Source organism: Paenibacillus sp. D51F, assembly GCF_053345695.1.
Window position 1 is genome coordinate 140,810 of sequence record NZ_JBKFAO010000007.1, and the last position, 23,637, is coordinate 164,446.

The window sequence follows — 23,637 nt, forward strand, 5'->3', positions numbered from 1 at the left end:
TCTTCATGCTTCAGTCCGAATCCAACCGCTGGCCGATCCCGATCAGGATTTGACCCAACCTTTGCGATGGGCATAGACCGCCAGCTGCGTCCGGTCATCGACCTCGCATTTCATCAGCAGGTTGCTTACATGTGTCTTAACCGTTTTGATGCTGATATGAAGCTCTTCGGCGATTTCCTTGTTGGCCTGGCCTTCCGCGACCAGCAGCAGCACTTCCTTCTCCCGCTCCGTCAATCCCTCGTCGACGATCTGCGCGGAGCGCTGGCGCAGCCCGCGGGTGAGCGCCTGAGAGACGTCCGCCGTCATGACGGGCATGCCCCGCAGCGCGCCGCTGAGCGCATAGATGAGCTCCTCGGAGCTGACCGTCTTGAGCACGTAGCTGACTGCTCCGGCCTCGACGGCCGCAACGACTTTCTCATCCTCCAGGAAACTGGTCAGGAGCACGACTTTTACGGACGGAAAATTCTCCGTGATCCGGCGAGTCGCCTCTACGCCGTCTATGCCCGGCATCATCAGGTCCATCAGGACGAGATGGGGAAGCTCCTCCATCCCGTCAAGCAGGCGCAGCGCTTCCTCGCCGCTGCCCGCTTCCGCGACCACCTCGAATTTGGGCTCCAGCATCAAATAAGTCCTCAGACCGGTACGGACCATGTCATGGTCGTCCACGATCATGATCCGGCAGCATTCGGTTCCCGTCATTGTTCTCCCCGCTCCTCAGTTCCGTATTTCGGCAGGGACACGCGGATCCGCGTGCCTCCTCCCGGCTTGCTGATAATGGCCGCGTCGCCGCCCAGCTGCATCGCCCGCTCCTGCATCGTCGAGAGGCCGTAGGAGCCCGGACGGACCTGATCCGCCCGGAAGCCCTGGCCGTCGTCCTGCAGCACCAAGGTCAGGCTGCTGGGCGTATCGGACAACGAGAGCGTGACGCTGCCGGCACCCGCATGCTTCACGACGTTGGCCATCGCTTCCTGCACGATCAGGAACAGCTGATGCTCCTTGGCCTCGGAAACCTCTTCCTCCACCCTCCAGTCAAGGACGCCTTGCAGGCCGTTCTGCCTGCAGTAATCCGGGAACCAGCGCGCCAGCGCATCCTCGAGCGAGCGGCCCTCCAGCTCCAGCGGCCGCAGCTGCGCGATAAAACCTCTCATCTGCTTCTGAGCATGAGAGGACATCGTGATGAGCTGTTTCATGACTTCGCCGGCCCGCTCGGGACTGATCTCGAGCAGCTTGGGCAGGGAAGAGGCCGACATATGGATGGCGAACAGCTGCTGGCTGACGGTGTCATGCAGGTCCCGCGCCAGCCGCTTGCGCTCCTCCAGAACGGCTTCTTCATTCGATGCAGCCTGCTGCAGCACGCGGATCTCGTTCTGCCGCTGCATCACCTGAAGCTTCCTCTCCAGCGTTTCGGCCATCAGGTTGAATTCGTGGTAAGCCCCCGCCAGCGAATATCCTTCCCCCTCCGGCAGACGAGCCGCCAGATTGCCGCTCGCGGCCTGCTTGAGCGCCAGATGCACGGCGTCGATGCGGTTCTGCTGCCGCTTGCCGATCCAATATCCGAGGCCGATGCTGACAATCAGGCACAGGAGCGTTCCCGTCAGCCACAGCTGGCCGGAAGACGCTTTGTGCATCCATCCTTGCTTGATCCAGTACATGACACACCATGGCACGACCGTGCTGAGCACGAAGAACGATATCAGCTCCAGCCTGCCGCTTCTAAGCAGCTTTACGACCACGTCCCGACCTCACCCTACCTTCGTCACCCGGACATCTCCGATAAATGTGCTGCACACCAGCTTGATCTTGCGTTCCGATTCGCGGAAGCTCGGGCTCTGCGTATCCGAATGCTGGAACATCCCGCCTTCCTTGCGTCCAAGCACCTTGGAATCGCCGATGAAAGCGCTCGATACGACCTGAATGCCGACATCCGAATCGGCGGGGAGGAATACTTTCACATCTCCGATGAAAGAGCTGATCGTAATTTTCGTCTCTCCCGTCGGAATGTTCGCGCGAGTCAGATCCAGCACGGTGTCTCCGATGAAGTGGGAGATGTTGAGCGGAACGAGATCCCAGTAATCATGGCCGAGATGGATATCCCCGATGAAGTTGGAGCGTGTCTGAGCGTTCGGATCCGTGTTCCACCATTCCGTGCGGCCATGATGATGGCTGCCGCGGCCATGGCCGCGGTGGCGGCGATGCGCCTCCCGGTATTCGCGCCTCGCTTGCTTGAATTCATGCTTGGCCCGCTTCCAGTCCACCGGCCGGCCCGGCTCCGGAGACCAGCCGGACTCCCGCTCAGCGTAACCGTCTCCGGCATTGCCGGCCGGTGCCTGGGCGCCGCCATGAGCCGGCTGTCCATCCTTCCCGAACCTTCCGCCATCTCCCGGCCGTCCGGGCCTTTCTTCCGGATGCAGCGGGTCCGGATGCAGCGGAGGAGCCGGGGGAACGGGACCTTGATAAGAAGTGTACGAGGTCCACTCTCCGTCGTCTTCCGGCTCTTCATGGCGCTGCCGCCGGCCGCCGCGCGAGAAGACCATCCTCAGTCCGAACACGATGGCGACTACAGGGAGCAGAAACTGCGCCGCGTCGCCGAACGACCAGTACGAAAATCCCATGTTGCGCCCCAGCATCACGAGTCCGAACAGCACCATGGCCGCGCCGGCCCAGAGCGATCCTCCCGAGAACAGCGTGGACAGCCCCATCAGGAGCGGAACAAGCGGCCAATATCGGCTGATGAACCCTCCGATGTCAAGATGCTGGAAGCCGAGCATCCCCATCTGGTGAAGGATGAACAAGCCGCCGACTGCCGCTATGGCCAGTCCTCCGAGGACTCGGCATATATGGGTTTGTTTCATGCTATCGACATCTCCTTGCCCTTCTCATCTGCTTTCGTGTCCTCATTATACCGTGCCGCTCAACATGCAGGTAGAGTCTGACGGTTGATTCCCTTCTCCGTCTGCAGACGGAGGCAAGCACTAAATAAAGGAAACCTCCTATGAAAACTTGCCGGCACTCCCACTATGGTTCCAAAATACGAAAAAGCCGCTGCTGCGAGTGCAGAAGCGGCAGGGGCTAGCGGAAAACTGTGCGGCCTTCATAATCAGGTCCAAATATGACATATATATAACATTTAATTCATTCCTAAAGGAGAAGAATGTGGATTCATTGCTTCCATATCCGCGGAATGGCAGTGATTTAATTACGTAAAGCGTCAAATCAGTGGGGCAAGCTTGCTGTTCGAAATCAAAAAATGACTATTCAATGTCGAATGATTATGTTATGTTTATTAACACGAGATCAGTTTGCGAAAGGAGTCCGCTTCAATGAAACTCCCCCATTTGGACGATATCGATCAACAGATTGTACAGCTGCTCCTAGAGAACGGAAGGATGCCCTACGCCAAGATCGGGGAAACGCTGAGCCTCTCGCGCGTTGCCATCCAGAAGAGGGTCGAATCCCTGCTGGAGAGCGGCGTGCTTGAACATTTCACAGTCCGCGTGAACGTGGCCAAGCTTGGCCGTACGGTATCCGCCTTCTTCGAGGTCCAGGTCGAGCCGCGCTGCGTCGACTCCGTCGGACAGCAGCTGTCGGAGGAGATGCAGGTCGTCAACATTTATCAGATGACCGGCTCCAGCACGCTGCATGTCCACGCATTGCTGCGAGACGAGAATGAACTCGAGAAGTTCTTGTACGACAAGCTATACGTTCTGGAAGGGGTCGTCAATGTGCAGACCCAGCTCATGATCCGCAAGTTCAAATCCGCCAGCGGCCTTGACGTATAAGGCCGGCTGGCGGTTTTTTTATAGCTTGGTTTTCTTCGGCTGCTGCACTCCGACGGCTTTCACCGTTTCATTCAGCCGGTTCAGCATGCGCTGGTCTAGCTTGCCGGAGCCATACCTGATTACCTGCACCGTAACCTGTTTCTTTCCCCACTCCTTGTAGACCTGGCGGGTCGTGTCGAAGTAAAGGTCGATCCGCTTCCCCTTGATCTTGGAGCCGGTGTCCGCCACGACCCCATACCCGTATCCGGGTATGAAGAGCAGCGTCCCTATCGGAAGCACCTTCGTATCCGCGGCGATCGTCGACACCTGCCCCCGCATGACCTTGACACCGGAACGGGTGATGCCGTAGAGCGGATGTCCAGGTCTCTTGCCGGTCGATTCGATTCCGGCCGTGTAACCTGTCGCCAGCACCGAGATGCTCTTGACCGGTGCAAGCCCTTCTTGTTGCGGCTGCTCCGGCGCAGACGAGACGGCATCCGGCATCCCAGTCGACGCCGACTGCTGTGCGGCAGCGGGCTGCGGCGGAGCGGCAGGCTTGTCCGCCGCCTTCGGAGCGGGACGACGTACGGCGGCCCGCTCGGGAACAGGTACAGCATTGGTTCTCTGCTCCAGCTTGCGAGGCGCGGCATCGGACTCCGAATCGGCTATGACCGGCACGCAGCCTGAGTCGAGGACGAGGACGATAATCGCGGCAACAACGAGAAGATGGATGGATTTTCGGTAAAACAAAAAGCCTGTGGGCATAGTCAGTGATCTCCCCTTTAAACGGAGGTTACCCACTGCCCGCAGGCTTTATTCAGTTTTTGTCGAATTTTGCTTCAATTAAACGGTTTTCTTGGCGATTTCCTCTGCCAGCTCCGCTGCAAGCTCGGTTACCGGCTTCGCCCCGATGTCCCCTTCTCCGCGCTTGCGCACCGAGACCGTGCCGGCTCCGGCTTCATTCTCGCCGACGATCAGCATGTACGGAATCTTCTCCAGCTGCGCCTCGCGGATCTTGTAGCCGAGCTTCTCGTTGCGCAGGTCGCTCTCGGCGCGGATGCCTGCCGCAAGCAGCTGCTCCTCGACTTGGCGGGCATAACCTTCGTATACCTGGGATACCGGAATGACGCGTGCTTGCTGAGGGCTCAGCCAGAGCGGCAGGGCGCCGGCGAAATTCTCCAGCAGGAAAGCGGTCATGCGCTCCATCGTGCTGATAATGCCGCGGTGGATGACGACCGGACGATGCTTCTTGCCGTCCTCGCCCACATACTCGAGCTCAAAGCGTTCCGGAAGCAGGAAGTCCAGCTGAGCCGTAGAGAGCGTCTCTTCCTTGCCGAGAGCCGTCTTGATCTGCACGTCGAGCTTAGGACCGTAGAATGCGGCTTCTCCCTCCGCCTCGAAGAACGGCAAGCCGAGCTCCTCGACGACTTCGCGCAGCATGCGCTGGGACATTTCCCACATCTCGTCGTTCTGGAAGTACTTTTCCGTATCCTGCGGATCCCGGTAGCTGAGACGGAAGCGGTATTCCTTGATGCCGAAGTCTTCGTATACCTTGCGGATCAGGTTGACGACACGCGCGAATTCTTCCTTGATCTGATCGGGACGGCAGAAGATATGCGCGTCGTTCAGGGTCATGGCCCGAACGCGATGCAATCCGGTCAGGGCGCCGGACATTTCGTAGCGGTGCATCGTGCCGAGCTCCGCTACGCGGATCGGCAGGTCGCGGTAGCTGCGCATGTCGCTTTTGAACACCATCATATGGTGGGGACAGTTCATCGGACGCAGCACAAGTTCCTCGTTGTCCATGACCATCTTGGGGAACATGTCCTCGCTGTAGTGCTCCCAGTGCCCGCTCGTTTTGTACAGCTCGACATTGGCCAGCACCGGCGTATAGACATGCTGGTAACCGAGCTTTTCTTCGAGGTCGACGATGTAGCGCTCCAGCGTGCGGCGCACGCGGGCGCCGTTAGGCAGCCAGATCGGCAAGCCTTGTCCGACTTCCTTGGAGAACGTGAACATCTTCAGCTCGCGGCCGAGCTTGCGGTGGTCGCGCTTCTTGGCTTCCTCGAGCAGATGAAGATGCTCGTCCAGCTGCGCCTTCTTCGGGAATGCGGTGCCGTAGATCCGCTGCAGCATCTTGTTCTTGGAATCGCCGCGCCAGTAGGCTCCGGCAACGCTCAGCAGCTTGAACGCCTTGATCTTGCCGGTGGACGGCAGATGCGGCCCTCGGCATAGATCGAAAAATTCGCCCTGGTCGTAGATGGTGATGACCGAGCCTTCCGGAAGGTCGCGGATCAGCTCCAGCTTGAGCGGGTCTTCCATCTTCTCGAATGTCGCCAGAGCCTCTTCGCGGCTGACCTCGCGGCGGCGGATCGGAATATCTTCCTTGATGATCCGCTCCATCTCCTTCTCGATCTTTTCCAAATCCTCAGGGGTGATGGACTGCTCCAGATCGATATCGTAATAGAAGCCGTCCTCAATAACCGGACCGATGCCCAGCTTGACCGTCTTCTCTCCGTAGATGCGCTTGATCGCTTGGGCCATCAGATGGGCCGTGCTGTGACGGTATACCTCAAGTCCGTCCGCCGAATCGAGCGTGACGATCTCGACAAGCGATCCGTCCATGATCTCCGTGTTCAAATCCACGACTTTTCCGTCCAGCTTGCCCGCCACCGCATTTTTCCGCAGTCCGGAGCTGATGGATCCCGCTACGTCCTCGATTGTCGCTCCCGGCTCATAAGCACGGACCGCGCCGTCGGGAAGCCTGATTTCAATTGCCATTGTCATGCCGCCTCCTGATTTATAAATAGGATCTTAAGGACGCAAAAAAGCACTGCGTCCCGCAAAGGGACGAGTGCTGTACGTTCAGACCCGTGGTTCCACCCTAATTCAACGCCGAGGCGTTCTCTGGGATCCGGTAACGGGGATTAGGCCGGCATCATTTACTTTCCGGAGAGGTCCGGGTTCCATCATGCAGCTTCGAAGGGGTACGGCCGCTTGCGCCTGCGTTAGGAATTTTCAGCCGGGATTCCTATCTCTGGGACGCGCGTCAAACGCCGCTTGTCTTCATCAATGCTTTGACCACATTATATAGAAGCGGAACGTTGCCCGTCAAGGCTCTCCGGCGCCCAAAGCCTGGGAGGTCCCGCCGACTCCGCAATCGCGGCAGCCTGGACATACTTCGGCGCGCTGCTCGAAAATGGCCTGGATCGTACGGATGACCTGATGATCCGGAGTCGGGGTATGGATCCGGATCGAGGCCGGCGCGGCCGTAATCAGGCTGCTCAGGACCATATCCTCCACGTTGAGCTCGGCATCCACCAGCTCGGCGATGGCGCGGTCCTCGGAGCGGGTGTCCAGCGGAAGGAAATCCGCGTCCAGAAGCTTGATCTCCTGTCCGTCATCCTGGACGACATGGACAAGCTTGCGGCGGCTCGGCTGCACCGCCACGAAATATTTGAGCAGGGAAATGAATTCCTGATACTGCTTATCCATGACGTATTCCTCGACCGCATACTCCGCCGCTTCACGCAGCTCCTGCCAATAGCCCTGCAGCCTGAACGTCACGAACCCCTGGAGGTTGAGACGCGTATTCTCCGCGAGGAAGCTTTCCAGCTCCGTGGCCACTTTGGCCTCCCGCTGCCCGCGGCTGCTCGCCTCTCCTCCCGCGAGCGGATGCGGCTCCTCGATATGCCACTGCTCGCCGGACAGGACCAGCCTGCAGCACTGCTCTATAGTAGCGATCTCTTCGTCGCCGGTATAATGAAATTGCTTGCGGATGATCGTGCGGATGAGCACAGGCTCGTAACGCTCGATGATATAGCCCGACAGCCTGGCTGCGGCCTGCGCATAGACAAGGCCTCCATGCTCGGAGAGAGAGAATCCGGGGAGCCGGGCCGTGCAGATCAGGCTGCGGCCGGACGCACCCGGCGACCAGTCCCATAATCGCTCCGCACCTTCCGCCCAGCCGGAGCTTGCCCCGTTCAGCTCGCGGCACAAGGCCTCGCCGCCGTCTTCTTCCTCCGCGATGAGATCCACAACAAGCAGCTCCATGCGCGCTCAACCCCTTTCCTTCGCTTTAGTATATGCCCGGCATGGTCGGATATTCGGCGAGGAGAAGGGCATGAGGCCTGGAATAAGCATTTTCCGGAGGAGGAAAAAGGTGGTTCTGCGGACATTTCCTATTCATAATGAGGATTGGATTGGCGATCTTTTCATGGTATATTGATTAACGTGTAACCAAGCTTGCATGCTGGAGTGACTCTATTTGGACGATCAATTGCTGGACTTCACCCGAGCGCGCTGGAACAGGATGCTGATGAATGGATTCTGGTGCCTGCTCGGTTTAATGATCTTATTCGAATTCTTGTATCTGGCCTTCATCACTCCGCTTGCTTCCGGAATCTTCTTCAAGAAATACATCCTGCTCCCAACGGTGCTCCATCTTTCCGTGCTGGTCGGGGCAGAGATTGCTATCCGCTATTTGTCTGAGAGACTGCGCGATTATTCGCTGCTGGTCGCTTCCGCTCTCATGACCTTCATCATCGTTCAAATCAATATCGAAGTGAACTATATCGTCATTGCGCTGTTCCTGCCCGTGCTGGTGTCCATTTTTTATTTTTCCTCCAAAAAGCTCGTCTTTGCCGACGTCCTTTGCCTGCTATCCCTGTTCTGCCTCTACGTCTTCAACGACAATCTTGACATCTCCCTGGTCGGCATGCTTTCCATTACGGCCATGATGGGGGCATTCAGCCTTGTGGCTTGGGGGGTTATTGCGAGAGGCAAGGAAATGCGCCAGTATTACATCCATACATCTCGCTTCAACCAAGAGCTGATGGTCAAGAATACGATCATGGACAAGCTGGCCAAAACGGACGCGCTTACGGAACTCTACAATCATATTACGTTCCATGAATACCTCGACAAGCTGATCGACCACCATGATGTCAGCGGGATGCCGCTGCAGCTTGCCTTGATCGACATCGACAATTTCAAGAGCGTCAACGATCAGTTCGGCCATCGGGCCGGCGATCTCGTCCTGAAGAAAGTGTCGGAGATCGTCCGCGCCCAGGCCGGCATGAACGATTTCGTCGCCCGTTACGGCGGCGAGGAGCTTGCCGTCATCTTCACGGACCGAGCCGCGGAGAAGTCCCTTCATATTTTGGAGGCGATGCAGAGCAAGATTTCTTCGGCCGTATACGACAAGCTCGGAACCCGCCGCATTACGGTGAGCATCGGTTTCTCCGATTATGCCGACGAAGGCAAGGAGAATTTCTTTGCCCGAACCGACAAAGCCCTCTATGCCGCCAAATCCTCCGGCAAAAACCGCATCATCATCGCGGAAGAAGCCGATATGCCCCAAGCAAGCTTCTCCTGAACGACCGTACAGCCCCATTGCCGCCTGGAAGGCAGCATGGGGCTGTTTTTTCAGCCGAAAAAAAGGATGCCTGGCGGCAACCCGAGGCCGCCGAAAAAGTAGCGTAAGGCGCGAAATCGTTCTGGAGAAACGGATGGGGGCGCCTTTGTCCCCGGATTTCAACCCTAAAAGCAGCAGAAATCAGAGAAATCTGGGGACAACAGCGATCGGAAGAATGATTTCCGTCTGCAGCGACACATTTTCAGTGGCCTCGCCGCAACCCGAAGTCCCTTCGTTCATCCGTTGCGAGGCTCAGCTTCATAGCAGCTCCGAATCCGCGGCACATACCAAAAAAGACGCTGGTCCGCTGGGAACCGCTCGGAGCGATCCACCGGGACTAGCGTCGAGATCAACCATCTAGTTCTGCATGACGAAGTCGCGTTCGGCGTGTTCTCCGTCATGGAAGACACGAAGAATGTCGTAGCGCGTGTTGCGCTGTGCAGGAATCTTGCCCGACTCGCGGATATACTGGAGAATCAGCTCGATGTTGACCTTGTGGGTCGTCCCCGCCGCGGACACAACGTTCTCCTCCAGCATCGTGCTGCCGAAGTCGTTGACTCCGTACGAGAGCGACTGCTTGCCGATCTCCGGCCCCATCGTCACCCAGCTCGCTTGCATGTTCGGAATATTGTCCAGCATGATCCGGTTGATGGCCACCATTTTGAGGTATTCTTCCGGCTTGGATTTCTCCCGTTTGAGGTTCGTATTGTCCGGCTGGAAAGGCCAAGTGATGAAGGCCAGGAAGCCGGGAGAAGGATAACCGAGCGCCTTGCATTCGTCCTGCGCTTCTCGGACGCGCAGCATATGCAGGGCGCGCTCCTCCATCGATTCCCCGAATCCGTACACCATCGTCGCCGTCGTGTTCATGCCGTTGCGCCAAGCCGCCTTCATCGTGTCCATCCAGTCGGTCCAGGAGCCCTTCAGCCGGCTGATCTTGCGGCGGGTGCGGTCGTCCAGAATCTCGCCGCCGCCGCCAGGCAAGGAATCCAGTCCCGCCTCGTGCAGCTTCAGCAGCGTCTCGTCCAGCGACAAGCCGGAGAGCACCTTCATCTTCTGGATCTCCGCCGGCGAGAAGCTGTGCATGGTCACTTCAGGGAAGCGGTCCTTGATCTTGCGCAGAATATCGAGATAGTACTGGAAAGGCAGATCGGGGTTGACCCCTCCCTGCATCAGGATCTCGTCGCCGCCGACATCGACCGTCTCCTGGATTTTCTGCAGGATCGTCTCGTCCGGCAGCACATAGCCTTCCTTCGAGCCCGGAGGGCGATAGAAAGCGCAGAAGCGGCAGTATACGTCGCAAATATTGGTGTAGTTGATGTTGCGTCCGATGTTGAACGTCACGATCGGCTCGGGATGCCTGCGCACCATGAGCTCATTTGCGACTCGTCCCATTTTCTCGATCTCGTCCGATTCCAGAAGCACGATGCAGTCCTCGAGACTGATCCTCTCTCCCAGCAGCGCCTTGTCCAGCACGCGGTCCACTTGTTGCATCCGGCAGCCTCCTCTATGCAAGCCAGGTCGTTCCCGGCCGTAATTGTTCCCGATTTCACATAGTACGTTCCCATTTTCACAACCTAATCCTAACATGAACAAGGTCCCATCGTCACTCTCCAAAAAGACGACGAATCTCCAGCTACGGTGAGGAGGAGAAGCTAAAAACCGGCTTGCAGCCTCAAGAACGCTCCATATCGCCTCTCAAGGGCGTTTTGGCCCGTTCCCAGATCGGCCAGGCTGTGCCAATGAAGCTCAGAGCACACTCCCTATCCGTATATCATTTATCAGCTATTGGAAGGCCGTAAAAAAGAGCACCGCCGACAGCGACGGTGCCGAATGCTCCGGTCAGGATTCCCGAAGCGCTTCATCCAGATCCTCGATCAAGTCGTCGATATGCTCCAGCCCGACCGAATAGCGCAGCAGGCCGTCGCCGATGCCCCGCTGCGCCCGCACCTCGGGAGGCATGGCCGCATGCGACATCATCGCCGGATAGGAAAGAATGCTCTCCACGCTGCCAAGGCTGACGGCGACGATCGGCAGACGCACCTTGCTGAGAACTTCCTTGGCTCTCGCCGCGCTGCCGGTATCGAAGGACACGACCGCGCCGTATCCGAGCGACTGGCGCTCGTGGACTTCGCGGCCCGGATGATCCGGCAGCCCCGGATAATACACGCGGCCGACGCCCGGATGCCGGGACAGCCAGTCCGCCAGTCTCCGCGCGCTGCTCTCGCTCTGGTCCATCCGCGCCTGCAGCGTCTTCATGCCGCGCATGAGCAGCCAGGCCTCTTGCGGAGCCAGCACCGCGCCAAGGCCGTTCTGCAGGGCGTAAAGGCGCTTGCCGAGCTCTTCGTCGGCCGTAACCGCGAGGCCCGCAAGCACGTCGCTGTGGCCGCCCAGAAACTTCGTCGCGCTGTGCAGCACGATGTCGACGCCGAGCTCCAGCGGACGCTGGTGGTAAGGACTCATGAAGGTGTTGTCCACCATCGTCAGGATGCCATGCTCCTTGGCCCATGACGCCACGGCGGCGATATCCGTAATCTTGAGCGTCGGATTGGACGGCGTCTCCATGAAGACGACGCGGGTATTCGGCTTCAGCGCAGCCTTAACCGCGTCCAGATCCGTCATGTCCACGAACGTCGTCTCGATGTTCATTCGGCTCAGGACCGTCGTCAGGAAGCGATAGGTGCCTCCATAGACGTCTTCCGTCACGATGGCATGATCTCCCGCCGACAGCAGCAGGAAGGCGGTCGAGATGGCCGCCATGCCGGAGGCGAAGGCGAACCCGCGGGCGCCTCCCTCCAGCAGGGCGATCGCTTCCTCGACTGCGGCGCGGGTCGGATTGCCCGAGCGGCTGTAATCATGGTTGGGCGGGTTGTAGATATCGTGGTGGTGGAACGTCGATGCCTGCACGATCGGCGTGCTGGAGGCGCCCGTAAACTCGTCCACCTCGGAGCCGAAGTGGATCAGCTTCGTGGCGAAGCGCCGCTTGTCCGCGGCGCGCCCGCTCTCCGGCTGCTTGTCCTGTCCGCTCATGCCTGCGCACCGCCTTCGATCTCGGTCCGCGCGGCTTCCAGAGCCTGCCCGAGATCATCGATGAGATCGTCCGCATGCTCGATGCCGACGGAGAAGCGCAGCAGCCGGTCGTCCACGCCTACAGCGCGGCGGATCTCCTCCGGAATGTCCGCATGGGTCTGGACGGCCGGGTACGTCATCAGCGACTCGACGCCGCCGAGGCTTTCGGCGAAGGCGATGAGCTTGATATGGCGCAGAATCGGCTCGACGTAGCGGGCATCCTTGACTTTGAAGGAGAAAATGCCTGTGTTTCCGGAGGACTGCCGGTTCTGGATCTCATGGCCGGGATGGTCCTTGAGCGCCGGATAGAACACTTCCGCGACAGCGGGATGGCCTTGGAGATATTCCGCCAGCCGCGTGGCGTTGTATTGATGGCGCTCCATGCGCAGGGCGAGCGTCTTCATTCCTCTCATCAGCAGCCAGGAATCCTGGGGCCCGAGCACCGCCCCGATGGAATTGTGCAGAATGCCCATTTCCGTCGACAGCTCCCCGCCCTTGGTGACGATGAGTCCGGCGAGAACGTCGTTGTGTCCGCCCAGGTATTTGGTCGCGCTGTGGATGACGATATCCGCGCCAAGCTCCAGCGGGCGCTGGAAAAACGGCGTCAGCAGCGTATTGTCCACGATCGTCAGCAAGCCATTTTCCTTGGCCCAGCCGCATACCGCCTTGATATCCGTCACCATCATGAGCGGATTGGTAGGCGTCTCGATCAGCACCGCCTTCGTCTCCGGACGGCGCAGCTTCTCCATCCCCTCGATATCGTTCGTATCGATGTAGGAGGTCGTGACGCCGAAGCGCGACATGATCCGCTCCAGCAGCCTGTAGGTGCCGCCATACAGGTCGAGGGAGACGATGAGATGATCGCCCTGGCTGAACATGGCGAAGATCGTCTGCAAGGCGGCCATGCCGGAGCTGCAGGCGAACGCGGCGTCGCCGGATTCGAGCTCTGCGGCTGCTTCCTCCAGGACGCTGCGGGTCGGGCTCTTGGTGCGGGCGTAATCGAACCCGGTGCTCTGGCCGAGGCGCGGATGCCGGTATGCGGTCGCTTGGTAGATGGGATAGCTGATCGATCCGGTGACCGGCTCTTCGATGGATCCGATTTGGGCAAGGCGGCTTTCGATCTTCATGGGCTGCTGGCTCCTTTGCTTCAATAAAGTAGGATGAATGGGTTCAAACGGCCGGATCGCGGACTTATATATGGGCTCCGAGATCAAACGGCGTCTGCTGGTAGACGTAATAGTTCAGCCAGTTGGAGTACAGCAGGTTGGCATGCGCCCTCCAGGTGGACAGAGGCTTGCGGGACGGATCGTTGCCGGGATAATAATTGATCGGCAGGGCGATCTCCATGCCTTTGGCGACGTCGCGGTCGTATTCGTACTTGAGCGTCTCCGGATCGTATTCGGAATGGCCGGTGACGAAGATCTGGCGCCCATCCTTGGAGGCGACGAGGTACACGCCGGCCTCCGGCGATTCCGACAGGATGTCGAGATCGGCTATGCCCTCGATATCCTCGCGGCGGACCTCCGTGTGGCGCGACTGCGGCACGAAGAACATCTCGTCGAAGCCGCGCAGCAGGTTGACCCCGCGCTTCTCCACCGTATGCGGATACACGCCGAAGATCTTCCGGTCGAGATCGTACTTGGGCACGCCGTAATGATGGTACAGACCGGCCTGAGAAGCCCAACAGATGTGGAAGGTCGAAGTCACGTGGCTGCGGCTCCAGTCCATGATGTCCTTCAGCTCTTCCCAGTAGTTCACTTCCTCGAAAGCCATCTGCTCCACCGGAGCGCCGGTGATGACCATGCCGTCGAAATACAGATGGGCGATCTCGTCGAACGTCTTGTAGAACGATTGCAGATGGTCCGACGACGTATTCTTCGACGTATGCGTGCGAGGATGCAGCAGAACGGCCTCCACTTGCAGCGGCGTATTGCCGATGAGGCGGAGCAGCTGCGTCTCCGTCGTCTCCTTGTTCGGCATCAGGTTGAGGATTGCGATCCGCAGCGGGCGGATATCCTGATGGTAGGCGACGCTTTCGTCCATGACGAATATGTTCTCTTCCGCCAGAACCTCCTTGGCGGGCAGATGGTCGGGTACTTTGATCGGCATGCCTGTCACTCCTTTTTATGAATTGTACGGTATCGCAGGGGGCGGGGTCACAGGCGCTGCTGCATGCAAAAAGACCCCTTCTCGCGCTTGAGAAAGGGTCGCAGGGTCGTATCGACGGAAACACATGCGCCTCTCTCATCTCCCAGACACGCCGCTGCCGCATGCGCATCCGCAAGAATTAGCACCGTGCGTTCGCACGCCGGTTGCCGGGCTTCATCGGGCTGGTCCCTCCGCCTACTCTTGATAAGAAAGTATCGATATTCAATTGGCCAGTCGGCTTCTGTACCTACAATACTGGATATCCGGGCGGGCCGTCAAGAAGCGAATTGCATCCAGCCGCCCCGCCCCAAAATATTGCCCATTGCTAAAAACGGCAGAAACGGATAAAATCAACGAAGTTTTGTCCGCTTGCACCGGTACGGCGGCTATAGCAGCCAGGCGGCATGTCGCGGCGAGAAGGGAAGAATGGAACCTATCTGCCATTCTTCCTTCACGAACAAATCGAGAAAAAGGGGCGTCATGAATTTGAAACGTGAAATCGGAGTATTGGAAAAGCCGCCGCTCGGCCCGGGCCTTCTCCTCAGCCTGCAGCATCTGTTCGCCATGTTCGGCTCCACCGTTCTCGTTCCCAACATCCTGGGCGTGGATCCAGCCATCTGCCTTCTTATGAACGGCATCGGCACCCTGTTCTACATTCTCCTGACCAAAGGCCGCATCCCGGCCTACCTCGGCTCCAGCTTCGCCTTCATCGGACCGGCAGCCGGCGTCATCGCGGCCCATGCTTCCGGCGGAGGCTACGCGGCGGCGCTCGGCGGCTTCATCGCGGCGGGCATCGTCTTCACCATCGTCGCCCTCATCGTGCAGGCGGCAGGCACGGGATGGATCCATGTCGTCTTTCCGCCGGCGGCTATGGGCGCCATCGTTGCCGTCATCGGGCTCGAGCTTGTGCCGGTAGCCGCGCGCATGGCCGGCTGGATCGCCCCGGATGCGGCGACGGCGGCCTCATGGACGCCCGATTCGAACGTCATCACCCTTTCCATCATCACTCTGCTCGTCACCGTCCTCGGCTCCGTGCTCTTCCGCGGCTTCCTGAAGATCATTCCGATTCTGATCGGCATCGTCACCGGTTATGTCGTCGCTTATTTCATGGGAATGACGCATGAAGCGGGCGAAGCGATCGCCGCGGCCGGATGGCTGCAGGCGCCTCATGCCACCATGCCGGTGCTGGACTGGAACGCAATCGCCATTATCCTGCCGGCCGCCTTCGTCGTCATCGCCGAGCATGTCGGCCATCTCGTCGTCACCGGCAACATCGTGAAGAAGGACCTGTCCAAAGATCCCGGCCTGCACCGCTCGCTGCTCGGCAACGGCCTCAGCACGATCGTATCGGGCTTCGTCGGAGCGACGCCGAATACGACGTACGGCGAGAACATCGGCGTGCTCGCCATCACCCGCGTCTACAGCACCTTCGTCATCGGCGGCGCGGCAGTCATCGCCATCCTGCTGTCTTTCTTCGGCAAGTTCTCCGCGCTCGTGGCCCACATTCCGCCGGCGGTCATGGGCGGCGTCTCCCTGCTGCTGTTCGGAGTCATCGCGGCCTCCGGCCTGCGCATCCTGATCGAGGAGAAAGTCGATTACGGCCGGCCGTCTAACCTGTTCCTGACGACAGTCGTGCTTGTGACCGGCCTCAGCGGCGTGTCGCTGAAGTTCGGCAGCTTCTCCATCTCCGGCATGGCACTAGCTACCGTCATAGCGGTCGTGTTCAGCCTGCTGTTCAAGCTGTTCGAGGTCACCGGCCTTTCCAATGAAAAAGACGGGGCGGAAGGGCACTGATCGACGCTTTTTGAAGGATAGAAAGAGTTTCCTCGGCTGTATCGGCCTTGGGAACTCTTTTTTTGCTTTCCGGCCAAGGCCGGCTTTCCGCCGCCATCTCCGATTTCCATCTGATTAATCGACCGATTTAGCCGGTATCCCGCCCCTTCCGGCACGCCTTAAAATGTAAGTGCTTACATTTTAAATCGGCCAAAGGAGGTCTATCGTGTTCAAATCCATCTGCATCACCTTGCTCGCAGCCGCTCTATCACTGCCTGCCCAATCGCCCGCCGCTGCCGCTGCCGGGAATGCGGCCCCACAAGCCTCAAGCGAAGCTTACAGCTGGGGGCGGGCAGCCGTTGTCGGCGGAGGATTCATTCCCGGCATCGTCTACAGCAAGGCCGAACAGGGACTTGCCTACGTCCGGACGGACATGGGCGGCGCATACCGGCGGGACGCCTCCACAGGCGGCGTCTGGAAGCAGCTGCTCGAGGGCGTCGGCATGGAGGAATGGAATCTGCTCGGCGTAGAGAGCATCGCGCCCGATCCGTCCGATCCGAACCGGGTCTATGCCGCGCTAGGCACTTATACCAATGACTGGACCGACATGAACGGCTACATCTACCGTTCCTCCGACCGGGGAGACAGCTGGCAGCGGACGGAGCTTCCCTTCAAGCTCGGAGGCAATATGCCCGGCCGCTCCATGGGCGAGCGGCTGGCCGTCGATCCGAACGACGGAGACATCCTCTATCTCGGCGCGCGCAGCGGCAACGGCCTGTGGAAAAGCGCCGATGCCGGGGTCACCTGGAGCCGGGTCGCAGCCTTCACCGCCGTCGGCTCGGCTTCCGACGACTATATGAAGGATCCCATCGGAGTCGTCTGGGTGACCTTCGACCCTTCGTCCGGAACGAAGGGGAGCGCGACCCCGGTCATCTATGCCGGAGCGACATGGGAAGCCGTACCGGGCCAGCCCGACCAGGGCTTCCTGCCGCATCACGGCGTTCTCTCGTCCGACGGCCGCCTCTACGTGACCTACGCCAAGGATATCGGACCTTATAACGGCGGCGAAGGCTCGGTCTGGGTTCTCGATACGGATTCCGGCGAATGGAGCGACATCAGTCCGGAAGGCTCCGGAAGCACCTCCAGCCCGTACGGCGGCCTCGCCGTCGACGCCCGCCATCCCGGCACCGTCATGGTCGCGACGATGAACAAATGGTGGCCCGACGAGCAGATCTACCGCAGCCTCGACGGAGGCCGGACATGGAAGCCGTTCTGGACGTTCGGGAATTACCCGGAGCGGAACAACAGCTACGAGCTGGACTACTCCCTTTCCCCTTGGCTGGATTGGGGGGTGAAGGACAAGCCTTTGCCCGAAACATCGCCCAAGCTGGGCTGGATGATCGGCAGCCTCGAGATCGATCCGTTCGACTCCGGCTCGATTCTGTACGGAACGGGAGCGACGCTGTACGGCGCATCCGACGTGACCGCGCTCGACCAGCCGCTTACAGCGGGAGGCAGCGTCTACGGGCCCGTGCATCTGTCCGTCCAGGCGGGAGGCATCGAGGAGACATCCGTGCTCGGGCTCATCAGCCCGCCGGCAGGAGCTCCGCTGCTCAGCGCGATGGGCGATATCGGAGGCTTCCGCCATGCCGATCTGACCCAAGCCCCCGAGATGATCGCGAATCCTTATATCGGAACAAGCACGGATCTGGACTATGCCGAGCTTGACCCCGACTTCATCGTGCGGGTCGGCAATGTCTCCGGTTCGGATGCCGGCATCGGGGTTTCCCGGGACAACGGGATCACCTGGAAGCCCGGCATGAATCCATGGGGAAGCGGCCTTTCCGTCGGCGGCGGTTATGTGGCCGCTTCCGCCGACGGCCGCTCCATCCTCTGGAGTCCGGAAGGCCAGCCCGTAAGCCGGTCCGCCGATGACGGACAGACATGGCAGCCGTCCGCCGGCATTCCAGCCGGCGCTGCCGTCAGCTCCGACCGCGTGAATCCGGACAAGTTCTACGGCTTCAGCGAAGGATCGTTCTACACGAGCACCGATGGCGGAGCGACCTTCCATCAGGAAGCGGCGACTGGGCTTCCGAAGCGGATCACCAGCAAATTCAAAGCCGTTCCGGGTGTTGAAGGCGATATCTGGCTTGCCGCGGCATCGGACAATAAAAATCCCGAGGATGCCTTCGGCCTGTACCGCTCCACGGATTCCGGAGCCAGCTTCCGGCTGGTTCAAGGCGTTGAGGAGTCGGCTTCGATCGGCTTCGGCAAAGCCGCTCCCGGACAGCCCTGCATGGCTGTGTACAGCTATGCGAAGGTCGATGGGAAGTGGGGCATCTACCGCTCCGATGACGCAGGCGGTAGCTGGACGCGGATCAATGACGATACCCATCAGTTCGGCGCCGCCAACCGGACGATAACGGGAGACCCGCGTGTGTTCGGCCGCGTTTACGTCGGAACCAACGGCCTCGGCATCGTAGTCGGGGAACGGCAGGCCGAGGAGCCGAATCCGGGCACACAGCCTTCGCCGAGCGCCGATCCGGCTCCGAGTACCGCCCCTTCGCCGAGCGCTGATCCGGCTCCAAGTACCGCCCCTTCGCCGAGCGCCGATCCGGCTCCAAGTACCGCCCCTTCGCCGAGCGCCGATCCGGCTCCGACTACGGAGCCTTCTGCGACGCCGGCTCCAGGGCCGGCTTGGACGCCGACACCGAGCGCTTCGCCTGCCCCATCGGCGGCTCCAACGCCGTCATCGGCTCCCGCGCCTTCCGCTTCTCCACCGGGCGGATCGGCCGGCAGCGGCCGGCCGTTTACCGATCTTTCGGATGCGCCTTGGGCTGCCGATGACATCAGCAAGCTCGCCGCGCTGGATATCGTCCGCGGCTCCCTTGCCGGCGCATTCGAGCCGAACCGTGCCGTGACTCGCGCGGAATTCACCGTCCTTCTGTACCGCGCGCTGAAGCTTCCCGAAGCAGTCTCGGCGGGCATTGCGCCGTTCAAGGACGTTCCCCCGGGCTCCTGGTACAGCCAAGCCGTCTCGGCCGCTGCGGAAGCAGGCCTGATCTCGGGAACCGGCGGCGGATCATTCGAGCCGTCCAGGCCGCTGACCCGCCAGGAGCTCGCCGTCATGGCGATGCGGGCTCTGCAGCTGCTCGGCAAGCTCCAGGAGCCGGACGCCACGGAGATCCCTTCGCTTCTTGGCGCTTACAAAGACGGCGGCAAGACAGCCCCGTATGCCCGGGCCTCCATCGCGGGCCTGCTTCAAGCCGGCATGCTGGCCGGGATGCCGGAGGGCATCCTCGCCCCGGCACAGCCTGCCACGCGCGCCCAAGCGGCCGTTCTGCTGCTGCGGCTTCTCGGCGGCTGAACCGACTTCCGCCGGCGCGACAGCATGCACACAACCGGAATTCCGCCGCTTGGCGGGGTTCCGGTTTTTTCCGCTGCGCGGGACATTGCAATCCTATCCAAACGTTCCGCTCGCCGTTATGTTCTCGGCCTGCCTTGATATCGGCATGCACCGCTGCTCTAGAGGTTGCGTCCGCTTTATTTTCCGGTATCCTTGTTTGGCGGCGTGCGCCCGGGAACCCCCTTCCCGCCTTCCGCATACACTGTACGAACAAGCCGGCGGAGAGGGCGGCGGCAGGCGACATCTCCCCGTCTAAATTCCCTTGAGTCCATCCTGTCCTAAAGAGTATACTAGACAAGACTTTCATACTGCCCCGAGGGGAACAAGGAGTGAAACGCCATGGAAGGCGAAGGGCCTAAGCCAGCCTCTAGCAACAATCAGCAAACCCAACACCAAGAAGACGACAAGTCGGACCCCGCCTTGCGTGGACGTTGATCTCCCTGCGCTGCAGGCTCTTCTCCGCCCGCCGCCAACGGCTGCGGCATCCGGCTCCTGCTCGTTCTTCCGCGAGAGGAGAATAAGCCATGAAAATCCGCATGGTCAACAACGGGGTGTTCGTCCCCGTCGAAGATTTGCAAGCAACGCTTGCCCCCCCCATTGAGGGCTTCTACTGGATCGACGCGGACGTCGAGGACCTTGCCGTCCTCCAGCCGCTGTTCGGCCTCCACGACCTGGCCGTCGAGGACTGTCTGAGCGAGGAGGAGCAGCGCCCGAAGATCGAGCTGTACGAAGGCCATTATTTTATCGTCATCAACAGCATCAGGTTCGATGACGAGGAGATCTTCCTCCGGGCGCTCAACATGTTTCTCGGCCGGCATTACATCATCACCGTCACGAAGCAGAAGATCAACGAGCTGCGTTCTCTGAAGCCGATTCTATGGGAGCAGGACGTCAACCGTCCGGACCGCTTCCTGTACCATCTCGTCGACCTTGTCGTGGACAATTACTTCCTCGTCGGCGACAGGATCGAGGCGCGCATCGAAAGTCTCGAGGAAGACATCCTCATGCATACGAAAAAGTCGCATCTAGGCGAGATCATCGGCCTGCGCAGCGAGATTCTCTGGCTCAAGAAGGTGCTCGGCCCTCAGCGCGACGTCATCGCCACGCTGAACAAAAAGGATCTGCGCCTGATCGACGACCAACTGCAGAAGTACTTCAGCGACATCTACGAGAATGCGGTCAAGATCACCGAGACGTTCGATACGTACCGCGACCTCATGGCGAACTTGCGCGAGGCTTACCAGTCCAGCCTGTCCAGCCGCGCCAACGAGATCATGCGCGTGTTCACGGCGCTGACGACGATTTTCATGCCTCTGACCTTCATCACCGGCATCTACGGCATGAACTTCGCCCATCTGCCGGGAGAGCATTTCTATTACGGCTTCTACCTCATCATGGGCTTCATGCTTATGCTGGGCGGCGGCATGCTGTTCCTGTTCCGCAAGAAAGATTGGCTGTGATGAGAGCGGCCGGTCCCCGAAGACGAAGCAAACCCCTTGCATGAGCGGCTGCGAAGCACAGCCAAATGCAAGGGGTTTGCTGTTTTCGGGAATGATGAGGGAAGAGCGCCGGACGGCCGCTTCCGCGCGGAGCTAGGCTCCGGCTCCGAAGCCGCTGCCGCCTGCCGAGGCGTCCGGAAGCTCCGTTTGGTCTGCTTGCAGCGCTCCCTTGACGAAGTCGACCAGCGACAGCAGGACCATTCCGATCAGGAAGAAAGCGGCAACCGACAATATCGCCGTCCGGGTCGAGCCTGTCAGCGTACCGACAATGGAAAAGACGAGCGGGCCGAGCATGGAGGTGAACTTGCTGGAAAGGGCGAGGAATCCGAACCATTCGCCGGATCTGCCTGCTGGAAGAAGTCCTGCATACAGCGAGCGCGCGGCCGACTGGCTGCCGCCCTGGACAAGGCCGACCATGAACGCCAGGATGTAGAAATGCAGCTGGTTCGTCATGAAGTAGCCGAGCACGACGATGACCAGATACACAGCCAGCGAGTACATCAGCATCCGCTTGGCGCCGAATCGGGACACCAGCCGTCCGAACAGCAGCGTCGCCGGCAGGCCCGTGAACTGGGTAATCAGCAGCGCCAGGATGAGATCGCTCGATTCGATGCCGATGCTGGAGCCGTAGATCGTCGCCATGACGATGACCGTGCTGATGCCGTCGTTGAAAAACCAGAAGGCGATCATGTATTTGAGCAGCTCGGGGTACCTCTTCAGCGAGCGCAGCGTTCCGACCAGGCGCCGCATGGATTGCCAGGCCGTCTGCCCTACCCTCCTCAGCGCCGGACCGGACGCACGACCCGGGCGCGGCTCCTTCCAGTTCAGGAACAGCGGCAGCGAGAACAGCAGCCACCAGATGCCGACCGTTACGAACGAGGCTTTGGTGGCGGCCGTCGAATCGGCGAATCCGAACCACTCTGGCTTCTGGATCATGAGGATATTGACGGCGAGCAGCAGCCCTCCGCCCGCATAGCCCATCGCGTAGCCTTGAGCGCTTACCTTGTGGCGGTCATTCTCCGGGATGCCGTCGCGCAGGAGAGCGTCATAGAAGGTGCCGCCGGTCGTGAAGCCGATGATGCCGAGAATAAGCAGGCAGGAAGCGAGGAACCAGTCCCCTTCCCCGGCAAAGGCCATCAGCGAGCTCGGAACGGCTCCGAGCAGGGTGAAGGCGATCAGGAACCGCAGCTTGGAGCCGAGCAGGTCGGCCGCAGCTCCCGCGAGCGGCGACAGCAGCGCGACGAACAGCATGGCGATGCTCTGGGTGTTGGCCCAGTAGACGGAGGCCAGCGAGCCTTCAAGGCCTTTTCCCGCGACCTGGTCGTAATATACCGGCATGACTGCCGCAATCATCGTCGTAGCGAATGCGGAGTTGGCCCAATCGTACATGATCCAGCCCCTGACAGCCTTTTTGTCCATAAGGAATGCAATCCTCCTCTGCTTCGGCTCCGTGCAGGCGGCCGTATGCAACAGCTTCGCCGTCCGGATACCTTTTCCTGCTGCAGGAGGAAGCGCTGTCTTTCAACTTATTGTAAATATCCGGAAGCTTTACCCGCCTTGCTCTCTTCTATATACTAAGAAGAAATGATAAAAAACTCTTATCAAAAGGAGGGAAACCTCTTCTGAATATCAGCCAGCTCGAAACGCTGCTCACCATCTCCAAAACGATGAGCTTCCGCAAAGCCGGGGAGCAGCTCAACCTGACTCAGCCGGCCGTATCGGCCCAGATCAAGAGCCTGGAGGAGGAATTCAAGACGGTGCTGGTAGACCGGAACCAGCCTGTGACGCTGACGGATCGGGGACAGGTGTTCCTTGACCATGCCATGCGCATCCTGTCCATCGTCGAAGAGCTGAAGCAGAAGCTGTCCGACCTGAACCATATTCCGCAGGGCCATATCGTGCTCGGGACGACGAGCTCCATCGCCATCCAGATTCTGCCCCGGGTGCTGTCCTACTTCCAGAACCAGTTCCCGCTGATCAAGACGACGATCCATTCGATGCCGTCCTCCCAGGTCATGGCCAGCGTCGAGAAAGGCAGCGTGGATCTAGGGATCACCTATCTGTCCGAAAAGAATCCGAATCTGCAGACATCGGCTCTGTACTATGATACTTTCGAGCTTGTCGTATCCCCTGCGCATCCGCTGGCCGAGCTCAAGCATGCCTCCATCGACAAATTGAAGGATATCCCGCTGATCATGCTGTCTCCCGATACGCTCGGCAGGCGCTTCGTCGACCGCATCTTCTCCAAGAACGGCATCATCCCCAATATCGTGATGGAGCTGTCCAGCAGCGAGGAAGTCAAGCGGATGGTCGAGATCAACCTGGGAGCTGCTATCGTCTCCAACCTGTCCATCGCCAACGAGCTCCGTTCAGGCACGCTGCGAATGATCCGGGTGACGGAGCTGGAGGTCACCCATCCGATCGGCGTCGTCTACAAGTCGGGAAGATATTTGAACTCCGCCATGCAGCAGTTCCTGAGCGATCTCAAGGGCATGCCCGAAGCGCAGTTCATCAGCAGCGAGTAGCGAGCCTTCCGTACAAAGGATTGCTTTGAACCCGATATGAACTTGA

At 59.8% G+C, this 23,637-nt stretch carries 17 protein-coding genes and 1 riboswitch; of the genes, 6 read left to right on the plus strand and 11 right to left on the minus strand.

What is annotated here, in order from left to right:
* Positions 1-42: 42 nt before the first annotated feature.
* From ACLBWT_RS14440 to liaF, 3 genes are read right to left on the minus strand one after another with little or no spacing between them, the layout of a single operon-like run.
* Complete coding sequence (locus ACLBWT_RS14440; RefSeq protein ID WP_447663858.1) at positions 43-699, minus strand: response regulator; 657 nt, start codon at positions 697-699, stop codon at positions 43-45.
* A complete protein-coding gene (locus ACLBWT_RS14445; protein ID WP_447663859.1) occupies positions 696-1,733 on the minus strand; it encodes a histidine kinase in 1,038 nt (345 codons plus the stop codon). Before ACLBWT_RS14445 ends, ACLBWT_RS14440 begins: the two co-directional genes overlap by 4 nt.
* A 9-nt stretch (positions 1,734-1,742) precedes the next feature.
* The gene (gene liaF / locus ACLBWT_RS14450) at positions 1,743-2,852 is read right to left on the minus strand and encodes a cell wall-active antibiotics response protein LiaF (protein ID WP_447663860.1); all 1,110 of its coding nucleotides are present in this window, start codon (positions 2,850-2,852) and stop codon (positions 1,743-1,745) included.
* A gap of 468 nt (positions 2,853-3,320) precedes the next feature.
* Here liaF and ACLBWT_RS14455 point away from each other — a divergent pair, with 468 nt between their 5' ends.
* A complete protein-coding gene (locus ACLBWT_RS14455; RefSeq protein ID WP_447663861.1) occupies positions 3,321-3,779 on the plus strand; it encodes an Lrp/AsnC family transcriptional regulator in 459 nt (152 codons plus the stop codon).
* 18 nt (positions 3,780-3,797) lie between these two features.
* Here ACLBWT_RS14455 and ACLBWT_RS14460 read toward each other — a convergent pair whose 3' ends face one another.
* The 3 genes from ACLBWT_RS14460 to ytxC all read right to left on the minus strand — a co-directional run bounded on the left by ACLBWT_RS14460 (position 3,798) and on the right by ytxC (position 7,811).
* Positions 3,798-4,523, minus strand: a complete 726-nt coding sequence (locus tag ACLBWT_RS14460; RefSeq protein WP_447663862.1) for a 3D domain-containing protein — start codon at positions 4,521-4,523, stop codon at positions 3,798-3,800.
* Between the two features lie 78 nt (positions 4,524-4,601).
* On the minus strand, positions 4,602-6,539 hold the full coding sequence (gene thrS, locus ACLBWT_RS14465) for a threonine--tRNA ligase (RefSeq protein WP_447663863.1): 1,938 nt from the start codon (positions 6,537-6,539) through the stop codon (positions 4,602-4,604).
* Between the two features lie 330 nt (positions 6,540-6,869).
* Positions 6,870-7,811: a sporulation protein YtxC gene (gene ytxC, locus ACLBWT_RS14470; protein ID WP_447663864.1), complete on the minus strand. Its 942-nt coding sequence runs from the start codon at positions 7,809-7,811 to the stop codon at positions 6,870-6,872.
* A 214-nt stretch (positions 7,812-8,025) separates the two neighbouring features.
* Here ytxC and ACLBWT_RS14475 point away from each other — a divergent pair, with 214 nt between their 5' ends.
* The gene (locus ACLBWT_RS14475) at positions 8,026-9,135 is read left to right on the plus strand and encodes a diguanylate cyclase (protein ID WP_447663865.1); all 1,110 of its coding nucleotides are present in this window, start codon (positions 8,026-8,028) and stop codon (positions 9,133-9,135) included.
* 396 nt (positions 9,136-9,531) lie between these two features.
* On the opposite strand, the gene mqnC is transcribed toward ACLBWT_RS14475, so the two are convergent.
* The 4 genes from mqnC to metA form a co-directional block, all read right to left on the minus strand.
* On the minus strand, positions 9,532-10,665 hold the full coding sequence (mqnC, locus tag ACLBWT_RS14480; RefSeq protein ID WP_447663866.1) for a cyclic dehypoxanthinyl futalosine synthase: 1,134 nt from the start codon (positions 10,663-10,665) through the stop codon (positions 9,532-9,534).
* A 348-nt stretch (positions 10,666-11,013) separates the two neighbouring features.
* The gene (locus tag ACLBWT_RS14485) at positions 11,014-12,201 is read right to left on the minus strand and encodes a trans-sulfuration enzyme family protein (protein ID WP_447663867.1); all 1,188 of its coding nucleotides are present in this window, start codon (positions 12,199-12,201) and stop codon (positions 11,014-11,016) included.
* A complete protein-coding gene (locus ACLBWT_RS14490) occupies positions 12,198-13,367 on the minus strand; it encodes an aminotransferase class I/II-fold pyridoxal phosphate-dependent enzyme (RefSeq protein WP_447663868.1) in 1,170 nt (389 codons plus the stop codon). The genes ACLBWT_RS14485 and ACLBWT_RS14490 overlap by 4 nt, the downstream gene beginning before the upstream one ends.
* A 64-nt stretch (positions 13,368-13,431) precedes the next feature.
* On the minus strand, positions 13,432-14,349 hold the full coding sequence (gene metA, locus ACLBWT_RS14495) for a homoserine O-acetyltransferase MetA (protein WP_447663869.1): 918 nt from the start codon (positions 14,347-14,349) through the stop codon (positions 13,432-13,434).
* 132 nt (positions 14,350-14,481) lie between these two features.
* A riboswitch (SAM riboswitch) is annotated at positions 14,482-14,599 on the minus strand.
* A 275-nt stretch (positions 14,600-14,874) separates the two neighbouring features.
* Here metA and uraA point away from each other — a divergent pair.
* From uraA to corA, 3 genes are all read left to right on the plus strand, one after another.
* Positions 14,875-16,182: a uracil permease gene (gene uraA, locus ACLBWT_RS14500; protein WP_447663986.1), complete on the plus strand. Its 1,308-nt coding sequence runs from the start codon at positions 14,875-14,877 to the stop codon at positions 16,180-16,182.
* 205 nt (positions 16,183-16,387) lie between these two features.
* The gene (locus tag ACLBWT_RS14505) at positions 16,388-19,528 is read left to right on the plus strand and encodes an S-layer homology domain-containing protein (RefSeq protein ID WP_447663870.1); all 3,141 of its coding nucleotides are present in this window, start codon (positions 16,388-16,390) and stop codon (positions 19,526-19,528) included.
* Positions 19,529-20,091: 563 nt separating this feature from the next.
* On the plus strand, positions 20,092-21,027 hold the full coding sequence (corA, locus tag ACLBWT_RS14510) for a magnesium/cobalt transporter CorA (RefSeq protein WP_447663871.1): 936 nt from the start codon (positions 20,092-20,094) through the stop codon (positions 21,025-21,027).
* Between the two features lie 132 nt (positions 21,028-21,159).
* On the opposite strand, the gene ACLBWT_RS14515 is transcribed toward corA, so the two are convergent.
* A complete protein-coding gene (locus ACLBWT_RS14515) occupies positions 21,160-22,485 on the minus strand; it encodes an MFS transporter (RefSeq protein WP_447663872.1) in 1,326 nt (441 codons plus the stop codon).
* Positions 22,486-22,688: 203 nt separating this feature from the next.
* Between ACLBWT_RS14515 and ACLBWT_RS14520 the strand changes: the two genes are divergently transcribed.
* The gene (locus ACLBWT_RS14520) at positions 22,689-23,591 is read left to right on the plus strand and encodes a LysR family transcriptional regulator (protein WP_447663987.1); all 903 of its coding nucleotides are present in this window, start codon (positions 22,689-22,691) and stop codon (positions 23,589-23,591) included.
* The last annotated feature ends 46 nt before the right edge of the window (positions 23,592-23,637 follow it).

Coding starts and splice junctions, on each gene's coding strand:
- ACLBWT_RS14440 (WP_447663858.1), bottom strand. CDS start 699: ATGACGGGAACCGAATGCTGCCGGATCATGATCGTGGACGACCATGAC.
- liaF (WP_447663860.1), bottom strand. CDS start 2,852: ATGAAACAAACCCATATATGCCGAGTCCTCGGAGGACTGGCCATAGCG.
- ACLBWT_RS14455 (WP_447663861.1), top strand. CDS start 3,321: ATGAAACTCCCCCATTTGGACGATATCGATCAACAGATTGTACAGCTG.
- ACLBWT_RS14460 (WP_447663862.1), bottom strand. CDS start 4,523: ATGCCCACAGGCTTTTTGTTTTACCGAAAATCCATCCATCTTCTCGTT.
- thrS (WP_447663863.1), bottom strand. CDS start 6,539: ATGGCAATTGAAATCAGGCTTCCCGACGGCGCGGTCCGTGCTTATGAG.
- ytxC (WP_447663864.1), bottom strand. CDS start 7,811: ATGGAGCTGCTTGTTGTGGATCTCATCGCGGAGGAAGAAGACGGCGGC.
- mqnC (WP_447663866.1), bottom strand. CDS start 10,665: ATGCAACAAGTGGACCGCGTGCTGGACAAGGCGCTGCTGGGAGAGAGG.
- ACLBWT_RS14485 (WP_447663867.1), bottom strand. CDS start 12,201: ATGAGCGGACAGGACAAGCAGCCGGAGAGCGGGCGCGCCGCGGACAAG.
- ACLBWT_RS14490 (WP_447663868.1), bottom strand. CDS start 13,367: ATGAAGATCGAAAGCCGCCTTGCCCAAATCGGATCCATCGAAGAGCCG.
- metA (WP_447663869.1), bottom strand. CDS start 14,349: ATGCCGATCAAAGTACCCGACCATCTGCCCGCCAAGGAGGTTCTGGCG.
- corA (WP_447663871.1), top strand. CDS start 20,092: ATGAAAATCCGCATGGTCAACAACGGGGTGTTCGTCCCCGTCGAAGAT.
- ACLBWT_RS14515 (WP_447663872.1), bottom strand. CDS start 22,485: ATGGACAAAAAGGCTGTCAGGGGCTGGATCATGTACGATTGGGCCAAC.